The organism is Chromatiaceae bacterium (genome assembly GCA_024235395.1).
Classification (GTDB): domain Bacteria; phylum Pseudomonadota; class Gammaproteobacteria; order Chromatiales; family Chromatiaceae; genus Thiosocius.
Genome location: JACKMK010000003.1, coordinates 681386 through 693946 on the forward strand (window position 1 = coordinate 681386; position 12561 = coordinate 693946).

Below are 12561 nucleotides of genomic sequence, written 5' to 3' on the forward strand. Positions count from 1 at the left end.
ACCCTATGCCGATCGACCTCAAAGACTACGACCCTGGCCCGTTTTTCGACGAGATGATGGTGCGCCGCAACCGGGCGCGGCCGCTGGCACGCGAGCTGATCAGCCTGTTCCGCAAGATGAACAGCGATGAACTGGCGGCGCGTCAGGACGCCGCGGACCTGGCCATCCGTGCGATGGGCATCACTTTCACGGTGTACAGCGAAAACGACGGCATGATCGATCGCAACTGGCCGTTCGATATCGTGCCGCGCATCATCGAGAAGCAGGAGTGGGACCGCATTGAGGCCGGTCTGAAGCAGCGTGTGAAGGCGCTGAACCTGTTCATCAACGACCTGTATCACGAGCAGAAGATCATCAGGGACGGGGTTTTTCCCGCCGAGGTGCTGGCCGAATCGAAGAACTTCCGGCCGCAGTGCGTGGGGGTCAACCCCCCGCTCGGGGTGTGGGCGCACATCTGTGGCTCGGACCTGGTGCGCGATGCCGACGGCACCATGTACGTGCTGGAAGACAACCTGCGCGTTCCCTCGGGGGTCTCCTACATGTTGGAGAACCGTCTGGTCACCAAGCGCGTGTTCCCCGAGCTTTTCGAGTCCTATGCGCCGCTGCCGGTTGACGACTATCCGACCCAGCTGTACGAAATGCTGGCCGCATTGTCGCCGCGCAACGTCAAGCGCCCGACCGTGGCGGTATTGACGCCGGGGATCTACAACTCGGCCTATTTCGAGCACGCCTACCTGGCGATGGAGATGGGCGCCGAGCTGGTAGAGGGCAGAGATCTGTTCGTCGATGACGACGACTGCGTCTACATGCGAACGGTATCGGGCCCGCAGCGTGTCGATGTGATCTACCGTCGCATCGACGACGAATTCATGGATCCGGAGGCGTTTCGCGAGGATTCGGTCCTGGGCGTGCCCGGCCTGCTGCGTGCGTGGAAGGCACGCAAGGTCGGACTGGCGAACGCCCCGGGCGCGGGCGTCGCCGACGACAAGGTGGTGTATGCCTTTGTTCCCGAGATCATCCGTTATTACCTCGACGAAGAGCCTGGGATACCCAATGTCCCGACCTATCGCTGCATGTACCCCGACGAGAGGCAATACGTGCTTGATCATCTGGAAGAACTGGTGATCAAGCCGGCCAATGAATCCGGTGGCTACGGCATGCTGATTGGCCCGCGTTCCACCAGGGCCGAGCGCAAGACCTTTGCCGACCTGATCAGCAAGAATCCGCGCAACTACATTGCACAGCCGACGCTGGGCCTGTCGACCGTTCCCACCGTGGTCGGCCAATGTCTCGAGCCGCGGCATGTCGACCTGCGCCCGTTCATTCTCAGCGGTCGCAAGACTTTCGTCACGACCGGCGGACTGACCCGCGTCGCCCTGCGCAAAGGATCTCTGGTGGTCAATTCCTCGCAGGGCGGCGGATCGAAAGACACCTGGATCGTGGATACCGGCAACTGAGCGGAGGAGGTCGCCATGCTGTCACGCGTCGCGGAGAACATTTACTGGCTCGCCCGTTACGTCGAGCGTGCAGAAAATACGGCGCGCCTGGTCCGGGTCAATTCGCACCTGGTGCTGGACACGCCGAGCGGGATCGCGCCCGGTTGGGAGCCGTTGGTGGATATCACCGGGCTGCGCCAGCAGTTCGAGACAGTGGAACGCGAACCGAACGAGCGCAATATCGTGCGCTTCCTGATTGGTGACGCGAACAACCACGGCTCGATACTCTCGTCGCTGGCAGCGGCCCGCGAGAACTGCCGCACCGTACGCGAGGTGTTGCCACGATCATCCTGGGAGAAGCTCAACGAGCTGTATCTGTTCGCCAAGGAGAATGTGCAGTCCGGCCTGACCAAGAGCGGTCGGGACGATTTTCTCGACGGGATCATCAGCGGCTCGCAGCAGATCGTCGGCCTGCTCGGGTCGGTGATGTATCGCGACGAGGCCTGGCACTTCGCCCGCATCGGTCGCAACCTGGAGCGCGCCGATATGACCACGCGCATCATCGATGTGCGCTCGACTGACCTGTTTCCGGATGACATGCTCGAGTCTCGTTCGCTTGACACCCTGCAGTGGATCAGCGTGTTGCGATCGATGTCGGGTTATCAGACCTACCGACGGCATGTGGCGATCAGGGTCAGCCGCGCGGACGTGCTCGATTTCCTGTTTCACAATCCGCTGTTTCCGCGTTCGTTCCTGCACTGCGTCGATGCGGTCGACGAAAGCGTCGAGCGTCTGGACAATGCCGAGGCGGTGCTGCGCGACGTGCGCGCGGTCAAGCGCCAGCTCAAGCTGACGAATGTCGCGGAAATGACCCAGGCATCGCTGCACGAATTCATCGACGAGCTGCAGATCGGCATCATGCGGCTGCACAAAACGCTGGCCAAATCGTATTTTCCGCCGCCACTGCAGCTCGACGAGACCGCTTGAGGGATGCCCGTCTCCGGCCGTTCGCCGCGGCAGCTCCGGCAGGCGGCCTCAGAAGATCTTGACCAGCGATAGCTCGGTCGCCAACGGGAGGTCGCAGGCGTTGCACGATTGCAACACCATCTGTGCACGGGTCGGCGACGTGAACGTCAGCGTGAATACCGCCTGGGTGCCGTCCGGCGACAGCAGCGTACGCATCTGCGCCTGCGTGCCGGTGCCGATGCTGCCGACGAAGGCATCCCATCCGTCCATCGCGGCATAGACGCCGACCAACAGCAGCGTGCCGCCATTCTGGGTTACCAGGTAGTAGTCGCTTGTGGATTGATCGTCGAATATCCAGACGCCGTCATAGTCGCCGGCAATGGCCGGGGCCGTCATGGACATCGCGAGTGCCAGGGGGGCGAGTCTGCGGAACATGGTGACCTCCCGGGTCGGTGGATGAAGCGCCCTTGTATCTGCGGAGCGCCGGCGCGGCCTCGGCGCGATCAGCGCGCGGCAGTCAGTCCTTCCGGCGGGCGCTGTCCGCAGACGACGAGCACCAGCTGTTCCAATAGTAGCCAGGGATCCGTCCGGTGTTGCCCCTTGATCGCCGCGTCGATCAGGTGACAACGGTCGAGCAGCGCCAGCCATTGTGCGGTGCGCAACCGGCCGAGCGCCTGGCGGACCAGGTTTGACCGGCTGCTGAACACGCGTGCGCGCTGCAATGCCGTATCGATCGCGACCCCGCGCGCAGTATCCGCGGTGATCTGTGCGAGGCTGTGTACCTCGCGGTGCAGTGCCCAGAGCACGACGGGCGCGGCCGTACCTTCGCTGCGCAGGCCGTCGAGGATGTGCAGGCAGCGTTCCGCCTCGCCCCGTAACGTACTGTCGACCAGTTCGAACACGTCGAAACGGGCACTGTCGGTCACTGCGGCGGTGAGCTGCGTAGCGTCCAGGGGGCCGGGGCCGTGCAGCAACAGCAGCTTTTCGATCTCCTGTCGCGCGGCGAGCAGGTTGCCCTCGGTGCGCTCGGCCAGCAGGCTGACCGCTTCACCGGTCGGCAGGATTCCGGCCGCGCGCAGGCGCTGTTCGATCCACATCGGCAGGCGCCGCGCCTCGATCGGCCAGACGCTGACGACGACGCCCGCGGTTTCGAGCGCCTGGAACCACTTGGCCTGCTGTTGCTGGCGGTCGAGTTTCGGCAACGAGACCAGCAGCAGCGTATCCGTCGGTGGGTTCTCGCAGTAGGCCAGCAACGCCTTGCTTCCCTCGCTGCCCGGTTTGCCGCCGGGGATGCGCAGGTCGATGACCTTCTTTTCGGCGAACAGCGAGAATGCCGCCGCCTCGGCGTTCAGCTGTTGCCAGTCGAACCCGCTGCCGACGTCCATCACGGTGCGGGTCGTAAAGCCGGCGCGGGTCGCCGCGGCGCGTACCGCGTCGCAGCACTCTCCGTGTTGCAGCGGTTCGTCGCCGCTGATCAGGTAGATCGGCGCGAGTGTGCCGGCGAGATGAGCGGCGAGCTTGTCCCCCGACAGTCGCACGGTCAGCGGTCAGCGCGCCGCCGCGGCGCGTCGCAGGATGCGTGTCACCAGCTCACTGAGCATGTCCTGGCGCTGCAGTTCCGATTCCCGCGCACTGCCCAGCACCGAGGTGGGCGGTCGATACTGGATGCGCACGACGCGTTCGGTTGTGGCAGGCAACCACTCGTCGCCGTCGTGGCCGCGCAGTGTGAACACGACGATTTCCTCGAGCTCGTACTCGACCGCCTTGTTGCGGCTGTCGACCGACAAGACACGCGCGTCGCGCTCCCAGGCGTTGATGACCAACGAAGCCTGCGCGGCCGCGGCACTGTCGGCCAGTGCGATGCCTGCCGCATCCATCTGCCGGCGCAATTCGCGGTGCAGATCGGTGATCGGGCTGATGCCGCTGATATACAGCGGGTCGGGTACCCCGTTGGTACCCGCCTGGCCGCGCAACTGGAAGCCGCACCCGCTTGTGGCGAGTAACAGGCCCAGCGCGAACAGTCCATAGATCTGCCTGGCAATACGATAACGTTTCATCGGTCTTGCCTCAGTTGGCCACGACGTTGACCAGCTTTCTTGGCACCACGATGACCTTGCGCACCGTCAGCCCCTCTGTGAAGCGTCTGGCGTTTTCGTTGTCGCGGGCGGCCTGCTCGACGGTCGCTTTGCCGGCGTCCGCCGCGACCTGGATCCTGCCGCGCATCTTGCCGTTGACCTGAACCACGTATTCCACGGTATCGCATACCAGGGCCGATTCGTCGACCTGCGGCCAGCCAGCGTGCTGGATGTCGTCACCGTAACCGAGTTCACGCCACATCGCATGGGTGACATGCGGTGCGATCGGCGCCAGCAGCCGCAACACGATGCCCATGCCCTCGCGCAGGGCGGCGACGGCCGCGGGCGAGTCGTCGAGCTTGTTGAGCGCGTTCACCATGGTCATACAGGCCGACACCACGGTGTTGTACTGCTGGCGCTCGTAGTCAAACAGCGCCTTTTGCAGCGCCGCATGCACCTCGCGCCGCGTATCGGCGCAATCGGCCGCGTTGCCCGGTGTAATCGCGGCGAGGCCGGCGAGGCGCGTGCCCAGCGCCCACACACGCTTGAGGAAGCGATGCGCACCTTCGACACCTTCGTCCGACCACTCCAGCGACTGCTCGGGCGGGGCGGTGAACATGGTGTACAGGCGCACAGTATCGGCGCCGTACCGATCGATCAGGCTCTGCGGGTCGACGCCGTTGTTCTTCGACTTCGACATCTTTTCCACGCCACCGGGGACGACCGGCCGGCCGTCGGCCTTCGCGATGGCGCGCACCACGCGACCCTTGTCATCGCGCTCGACCTCGATATCAGCCGGATTGAACCACTCTTTTGAACCGTCGGGGTTGCTGCGGTAATAGGTCTCGGCGATCACCATGCCCTGCGTCAGCAGGCGGGTGAACGGCTCGTCACAGTCGACCAGGCCCTCGTCACGCATCAGTTTGTTGAAGAAGCGCGCATACAGCAGGTGCAGGATCGCGTGCTCGATGCCGCCGACATACTGGTCCACCGGGAGCCAGTACCTGGCCCGTTCGTCGAGCATCTGCGTGTCGGCGTCCGGGCAGCAGTAGCGTGCGTAGTACCAGCTCGATTCGAAGAACGTGTCGAAGGTGTCGGTCTCGCGCTGGTCGCCATGGCCCAGATCGTAGAACGAGGGCATTTTCTTCAACGGTGAACCCGAGCCGTCGACCACGACATCTTCGGGAAGCCGCACCGGAAACTCAGTGGCCGCCTCGACTGTGCCGTCGGCCTTGCGGATCACCGGTATCGGGCAGCCCCAGTAGCGCTGACGCGAAACCCCCCAGTCACGCAGGCGGAAATTGATCTGCTGCCTGCCCTTGTGGTGTTTTTCGAGCCAGGCGGCTATCGCATCAAACGCGGCTTCCGAGGTGAGCCCGTCGAAAGGCGCGGAATTAGCCAGCACACCCCTGTCGACAAAGGCGGCGTGTTCGATGCTGCAGGCATGGCCGCTGCGGTCGAAAATGACCTGCTTTTTCGCAATGCCGTATTTTTCCGCGAATTCCCAGTCGCGCTGGTCATGGGCCGGCACCGCCATGACGGCGCCGGTGCCGTAGCCCATCAGTACGAAGTTGGCGGCATAGATCGGCACACGGTCTCCGCTGACGGGGTGCACGGCATTGATGCCGAGCGCCATGCCGCGTTTTTCCATGGTCTCCAGTTCCGCCTCGCTGATGCCACCCTGTCTGCACTGGTTGATGAACCCGGCAAGACGCTGATCGGTTTCGGCCGCCCGCAGTGCCAGCGGGTGCTCGGCGGCGACGGCGACGTAGGTGACGCCCATCAGCGTATCCGGCCGCGTGGTGTAGATCTCAAGTGCCTCGTCGGAACCCTCGATGCCAAACCTCATTTGCACGCCCAGTGAGCGGCCGATCCAGTTGCGCTGCATGGTTGCGACTTGTTCCGGCCAGCCGGGCAGACGGTCGAGATCGTCGAGCAGTTCCTGGGCATAGGCCGTGATGCGGATGAACCACTGCTCGATGTCGCGCTTTTCGACAGCCGCTCCGGAGCGCCAGCCTTTGCCGTCGATCACCTGTTCGTTGGCCAGGACTGTCTGGTCGACCGGATCCCAGTTGACCGTGGCCGTCTTGCGGTATGCCAGACCCTTGTCGATCAGACGGGTGAACAGCCACTGCTCCCAGCGGTAGTAGTCCGGACTGCAGGTGGCGAGTTCGCGGTCCCAGTCATAGCCGAATCCCAGCCGTTGCAGCTGTCCCTTCATGTACGCGATGTTGGCGTAGGTCCATTCCGCCGGCGGTTTGCCGTGCTTGATCGCGGCGTTTTCCGCGGGCAGGCCGAAGGCATCCCAGCCCATGGGCTGCAGGACATTCTTTCCCAACTGACGCTGGTAGCGCGAGATCACGTCACCGATCGTATAGTTGCGCACATGCCCCATGTGCAGCTTGCCGCTGGGGTAGGGAAACATCGACAGGCAGTAGAATTTCTCTTTGTCAGGGTCTTCGATGGCCCTGAAAGAGGCACTTTCTTCCCAGAAGCGCTGTGCGTCGTTCTCGATCTGTTCTGGATTGTACTGCGGGTCCATGGGCTAAGGTGTTCATCAAACGGCAAGGAAATCCGGCAAGGATACCGCAGCCCGGGGAACGGCGCGATTAATGCGATGTTTGTTGCGCTGGATTAAATTTTCCGCAGTTTGACGATTGCTGTGGACCGGACGGGTTGGGGATAGTATGCGAACGGAACTTCCGTCCGTATGGAAGCAATTACAATCACCGCCGCAATCGCGGATGGAGAAGGAGGGGCGCTGATGGTCAGCTATCAGGAACTGCATCAGCAGAATCACAAAATCACCGAACTCACGAATATCCTGCAGCATTTGCTCGGGGATCGCCTGCTGTGCGACTCCGAAGTCACGTGCAGCCTGTTCTTCGAGTACGTCAACGCCGTGAAAGATCACCTTGCGGTGACCGACAGCGCCATGTACTCGAAACTTCTGGGTGCCGGTGATCAGAAGATGAACAATCTGGCGAACCGCTTCATGGGCGGGTCGCGCGAGATCAACCGTATTTTTTCCGCCTACTTGAAGCGCTGGTGCAAACTGCGCGCCAAACAGCTGGTGATCCGCGAGTACGACGCGTTCATGCGCGATACCCAGGAGATGTTCGACATGGTGCTGGACCGCATCCAGAACGAGACGGAACATCTGTACCCGGCGGTTCGCAAGGTCACGGGCGACGTACGCGAGGTCGCCTGATACCGTGCAAGCCAGCGGGGTGGTCTTCCGCGGTACGAGGTCGCGCTACAATGCCCGGGATCCAATCTGCTCAATGGATAGACCCGTATGAGTGAACAGCGCAAAGACCCTGTCGATCGGCTGGTGGCGGCTTACGAGTCCATGCTGCAGCGGGTCCACGAGGCCACCGATGTCGCGGAAAAAAGACCGTGCCGTGGCTGCGCGAGGCCTTGGCCAATGCGCGCGAAAAGGCCGTGCAGCTCGAAGAATTGACACGCGAGGAGGCCGACAAGGTTTCGCGCTACGTCGAACGCGACCTGCACGAGGCGGCCAGCTTCATTGCCGACACCGGGCAGGAATTCCGTGATTGGCTGACGTTCGACTGGCGCCTGATGCAGAACCGCATGCTGGATATGTTCGCCGGGATGGCCGACCAGACCAGCCAGGCGCTGCGAGGGTTTGCCGAGCAGGCCCGTCAGGCGAGCCAGTACCACACGGGTGAGATCACCGCTCCGGGTGTGCTCGAGTGCACTGGATGCGGTGAGACCCTGCACTTCGAAAAGACCGGTCGCATTCCGCCTTGCCCGAAGTGCAATGCGACGACCTTCCAGCGCAAGACGGGTAGCGACGCCTGATCGGCGTCTGCGCCGCCGGGACTAGGATGTCGCCAGGGGCGCGGCCAGGCGTGTCATGCGTTTTGCCATCGATGTGAAATCGATGCCCCACCGCCGCCCGAGATCGCGCAGCCGGTTGTCCCCGGGATTGCCGGCGTCCCACCATTGAATGCCAGAACCAGCAGGTTGTCGTGGTCCGGGTCAGCCAACAGCAGTGTTTCGTTGTCGAAGACGCGGCGGATCCTCAGCAGTGCCTCGCTGGCCGCGTCGCTCGCATCGACGATCAGGTTCAACGTCAGGGTACCTTGCTCGTTCAGGTGCTCGCGGCACCCGGTCAGGAACTCGCGGCCGGTCAGCCAGTCGGGCGTTGCCTGGTTCTCCTCCAGGTCGACCAGGATGTAGTCGTAGCGCGCCGCGCTGTGCACCAGGTGTTCGCGTACGTCTTCGACCAGCAGCCGCCAGTTGCTGGTCGGCGGTGGAAAATCGAAGTATTCGCGCGCCAGACGGGCCACGGTCGGTGAGAGTTCCACTGCATCGCCGGTGACCTCGGGTGCGCGGGCATGCAGCCAGCGAGCAATCGCACCGCCGCCGCAGCCGGCCAACATCACGTTGTGCAGCGGCGCGTCGAACATCAAGTGCGCCAGCATGGCGCGGTTTACCGGGTTCGGCAGGACAGCCGCATCGTGCAGGTGGATCTCCGACTGCAGGATGACATCGTCGAACCAGAGGCTGCGGCAGTCTCCCTCGTCCCAGATCTCCAGGTGCGTATCGTCGTGCTCTTCGCGGTAGATGCAGCGGGCCCGCTTCATACAAGAAACAAAGTGGCAAGGCCGAGAAACGACAGGAATCCGACCACGTCGGTGACGGTGGTCAGCAGCACCGATCCGGCCAGCGCGGGATCGATGCCGATGCGCTCCAGCAGCAGCGGCAGGACCGACCCGGTGATGGCGGCAAACACCAGGTTGATGGTGATCGCTGCGGCGATCAGGATCGCGATGGCCGCGCTGTGGAACCAGACGCCCGCGATGACTGCGACGACGACTGCCCAGATCAGGCTGTTCAGCGTGCCGACGGCCAGTTCCTTGAACATCAGCGCCCGGGCATTCTTCGAGCTCAACTGACCGAGTGCGATACCGCGAATTGCCAGCGTGAGCGTCTGGCTGCCGGCGATCCCGCCCATACTGGCGACGATCGGCATCAACACCGCCAGCGCGACCACCTTGGTCAGGGTCTCCTCGAATTGCCCGATCACCCATGACGCCAGAAATGCGGTCGCGAGGTTGATGCCCAGCCACAGTGCGCGGCGGCGCGTACTCGCCAGTACCGGTGCAAACATGTCTTCGTCTTCAGAGAGGCCCGCTCGCCCCATGAACTGGTGCTCGCCCTCTTCGCGGATGACGTCGATGACGTCGTCGACAGTGATACGGCCCAGCAGCCTGCCGTCGTGGTCCACCACCGGGGCCGACAGCATGTCGTGGGCCTCGAACCGCCTGGCCACCTCGCTGGTCAACATCTCTGCGCGGATCGGCTGCATGGCCAGGCTCATGGCCTCGGCCACGGTGTCCTCGGGGTTGCGCGTCACCAGCTGCGAGAGCATCAGTATGCCCAGGTAGCCGTCGTCGCGATTCACCACGAACAACTTGTCGGTATCCTCGGGCACGCCGTCGCCGAGGCGACGCAGGTAGCGCAACACCACGTCCAGCGTGACTTCCGGGCGGACCGTCACCGTGTCGGTGTTCATCAGACCGCCGGCGGTGTCCTCCGGATAGGAGAGCACCGTTTCGAGACGCTTGCGGCGCTGGTCGTCGAGGGCGTTCATCACCTCTGCGGTGATCGCGGACGGCATCTGCTGGACCAGGTCGGCGAGGTCGTCGAGGTCCAGCTTCTCGGTGGCCGCGAGGAGTTCCTCCGGCGCCATGTGGCGGATCAGTGCGGCGCGCACCTCGTCGGTAACCAGCAGCAGGATCTCGCCGTCCTGCGTTTCATCGACCAGGTTCCAGATGATCTCGCGCTCACCGGCTGGCAGGGACTCGAGCAGGTGAGCGATTTCCGCCGGCGCAAGGCTGCGCAGAAGCCGCGAGGCCGCGCGCACCGCGCCCGAGGCGAGGATATCCTGCAGCTGATGCAGGCGGGAGTCTTCGCTATTTTCGGCGGCGGCGCTCATGCTGGCGGGCAGGGTTTCGTAAAGGTGTTGGGGTATCCGCTGAGTTTAGCAGCATGCGTTGCATGCCGCGGGGTGTGTCGGCGTGAGCCTGCGGAAGCGGTGATTCAGTCGGCGGTATCGCCAAGCGCCAGCAGGGCGCTGGGTTCGATCGGTTCGTTGGCGTCGAACAGATCGTCGACGGCCCGGGTGAGCCGTGCGGCATCCAGGTCACGGATCTGCTCGCGCGCGTCCAGCAGCGCGCTGGGCTGCATGCTGAACTCGCGCAGTCCCATCGCCAGCAGCAAGGGAATGAAGCGTGCGTCACCGGCCATCTCGCCGCACATGCTCACCGGTACGCCCTCCGCGCGACCGGCCAGGATCACCTCGCGGATCAGCCGCAGCACCGCGGGGTGGGCCGGGTCGTAGAGGTAGTTGAGCTCATCATCGACCCGGTCGATCGCCAGCGTGTACTGGATCAGGTCATTGGTCCCGATCGACAGGAAGTCTAGATGTTGCGCGAAAGCCCGGGCGTTCAGCGCGGCCGCAGGTACCTCGATCATGCCGCCGATCGGCAGGTGCCGGTCGTATTCGATGCCCTCGGCGTCCAATTGCAGCATCGCCTGGGTAATGATCCGTTCCGTCTGGGCCACCTCCCAGGTGGTGGTCAGCATCGGCAGCATGATGCGCACCGGTCCGTACGCCGATGCGCGCAGGATGGCGCGTATCTGTGGCAGGAACAGCTCCGGCTCCTTGAGGCACAGACGGATGGCGCGCAGTCCCAGCGCCGGGTTGCTCGACGCCTGCGCATGGCTCGCCCCGCCGGGCTGCTTGTCGGCCCCCAGGTCGAGCGTGCGGATCGTCGTCGGCCGGCCCTGCATACCCTCGACGACCGCGAGATAGGCCGCGAAATGTTCCTCTTCGGAGGGTGGTGATTCGCGGTTCATGTAGAGAAACTCGGTACGAAACAGCCCGACACCCTGGGCGCCGTTGGCACGCGCGATGGCGACGTCGTCGGCCAGTTCGATGTTCGCCAGCAAAACGACTCTTTCGCCGTCGCGTGTGACCGGGACGCGATCACCCTGCCGTCTCAATTCGGCGGTGCGCTGGATCTCCGCTGCACGCCGCCCTTCGAACTCCGCGAGGACCTCCCTGTCACAGTCGGCGAGCACGACGCCGCTGCCGGCGTCCAGGACCAGCGGTTCACCGTGCTGCAGGCAGGCCGTTGCGCCTCGCGTGCCAACCACGCCCGGTATGCTCAGGCTGCGTGCGAGGATCGCCGTGTGCGACATCGGACCGCCGTACTCGGTGACGAACCCCGCGATCCCCTGGTTCTTCATCAGGATCATGTCCGCGGGTGTCAGGTCCTCGGCGAGTACGATGCGGCCGTTCAGGTCGCCGAACGGTGCCTCGTTTTGTTCGAGCAGGATGCACATGATCCGGTTGACCACGTGATCCAGGTCGTCGCGTCGCGTACGCAGATAGGCATCATCCATCTGCTCGAACACCCGCATCAGGCGTTCGCGGTGTTGCTGCAGAGCCCATTCCGCACTCAGTCTTTCGCTGCGGATCAGGTTGATGGGCTGGCCGGAGATCGCCCGGTCCTCGAGCATCAGCAGATGGGTATCGATGAACTCCGCGATCTCCGATGGCGTATCGCACGGGATCTGTTCGCGGATGGCGCGCAGCTGTTCGCCTGCGATCCGGATCGCCGCCTCGAAACGAAAGATCTCCGCTTCGATCTGATCGTGTTCGATCCAACCCGGAGTTGCACAGACCGGACCGCGTGACACCAGATACGCGTCGCCGATCGCGATGCGGGTGCCGCCTCCGACACCGATGCCGACGCAGGCGACTGTCATTCGCCTTCTCCGAACTTGTTGTCGATCAGGTCGACAAGCGCTGCCATCGCCTGTTCTTCACCCTCGCCGTCGACCGTCAGGTGCAACACGGTCCCCTGGCTCGCAGCGAGCATCATGACGCCCATGATGCTCTTGCCGTTGACCCGCTGGCCGTTCTTGTGAAGCATCACCTCGGCCGCGTAGCCACTCGCGACGTTGACCAGCTTGGCCGCGGCTCTCGCGTGCAGGCCGAGTCTGTTTGATATGGTCACGTCACGAGCCAGCATGGTCGGTTTCTC

The 12561-nt window shown here is 63.7% G+C and carries 11 protein-coding genes and 1 pseudogene; 4 read left to right on the forward strand and 8 right to left on the reverse strand.

Annotation, left to right across the window (positions count from 1 at the left end; translation table 11 throughout):
- The first annotated feature begins 5 nt into the window (after positions 1–5).
- Positions 6–1457: a circularly permuted type 2 ATP-grasp protein gene (locus tag H6955_16405; GenBank protein MCP5315143.1), complete on the forward strand. Its 1452-nt coding sequence runs from the start codon at positions 6–8 to the stop codon at positions 1455–1457.
- 15 nt (positions 1458–1472) lie between these two features.
- A complete protein-coding gene (locus H6955_16410) occupies positions 1473–2423 on the forward strand; it encodes an alpha-E domain-containing protein (GenBank protein ID MCP5315144.1) in 951 nt (316 codons plus the stop codon).
- A gap of 48 nt (positions 2424–2471) precedes the next feature.
- Here the strand turns inward: H6955_16410 and H6955_16415 are convergent, their stop codons facing one another.
- The 4 genes from H6955_16415 to H6955_16430 all read right to left on the reverse strand — a co-directional run bounded on the left by H6955_16415 (position 2472) and on the right by H6955_16430 (position 7019).
- Positions 2472–2837, reverse strand: coding sequence for a hypothetical protein (locus tag H6955_16415; GenBank protein MCP5315145.1), 366 nt, complete (start codon positions 2835–2837; stop codon positions 2472–2474).
- A 68-nt stretch (positions 2838–2905) separates the two neighbouring features.
- Entirely contained in the window at positions 2906–3940 is a 1035-nt protein-coding gene (locus H6955_16420; GenBank protein ID MCP5315146.1) for a DNA polymerase III subunit delta, read from the reverse strand.
- A gap of 9 nt (positions 3941–3949) precedes the next feature.
- Positions 3950–4459, reverse strand: coding sequence for a hypothetical protein (locus H6955_16425; protein ID MCP5315147.1), 510 nt, complete (start codon positions 4457–4459; stop codon positions 3950–3952).
- 10 nt (positions 4460–4469) lie between these two features.
- A complete protein-coding gene (locus tag H6955_16430) occupies positions 4470–7019 on the reverse strand; it encodes a leucine--tRNA ligase (GenBank protein MCP5315148.1) in 2550 nt (849 codons plus the stop codon).
- 222 nt (positions 7020–7241) lie between these two features.
- On the opposite strand from H6955_16430, the gene H6955_16435 reads away from it, so the two are divergent.
- Together H6955_16435 and H6955_16440 are read left to right on the forward strand one after the other, a co-directional pair.
- The gene (locus H6955_16435) at positions 7242–7688 is read left to right on the forward strand and encodes a hypothetical protein (GenBank protein MCP5315149.1); all 447 of its coding nucleotides are present in this window, start codon (positions 7242–7244) and stop codon (positions 7686–7688) included.
- Positions 7689–7775: 87 nt separating this feature from the next.
- Positions 7776–8302: pseudogene (locus tag H6955_16440) on the forward strand (zinc ribbon-containing protein).
- A 53-nt stretch (positions 8303–8355) separates the two neighbouring features.
- Here H6955_16440 and H6955_16445 read toward each other — a convergent pair.
- From H6955_16445 to H6955_16460, 4 genes are all read right to left on the reverse strand, one after another.
- Positions 8356–9090 carry a fused MFS/spermidine synthase gene (locus H6955_16445; GenBank protein MCP5315150.1) on the reverse strand — a complete coding sequence of 245 codons (735 nt, stop codon included), beginning with the start codon at positions 9088–9090 and terminating at the stop codon, positions 8356–8358.
- Positions 9087–10445: a magnesium transporter gene (gene mgtE, locus H6955_16450; GenBank protein ID MCP5315151.1), complete on the reverse strand. Its 1359-nt coding sequence runs from the start codon at positions 10443–10445 to the stop codon at positions 9087–9089. The genes H6955_16445 and mgtE overlap by 4 nt, the downstream gene beginning before the upstream one ends.
- A gap of 104 nt (positions 10446–10549) precedes the next feature.
- Positions 10550–12283: a phosphoenolpyruvate--protein phosphotransferase gene (ptsP, locus tag H6955_16455; GenBank protein MCP5315152.1), complete on the reverse strand. Its 1734-nt coding sequence runs from the start codon at positions 12281–12283 to the stop codon at positions 10550–10552.
- Positions 12280–12549 carry an HPr family phosphocarrier protein gene (locus H6955_16460; protein ID MCP5315153.1) on the reverse strand — a complete coding sequence of 90 codons (270 nt, stop codon included), beginning with the start codon at positions 12547–12549 and terminating at the stop codon, positions 12280–12282. Before H6955_16460 ends, ptsP begins: the two co-directional genes overlap by 4 nt.
- Positions 12550–12561 lie beyond the last annotated feature (12 nt).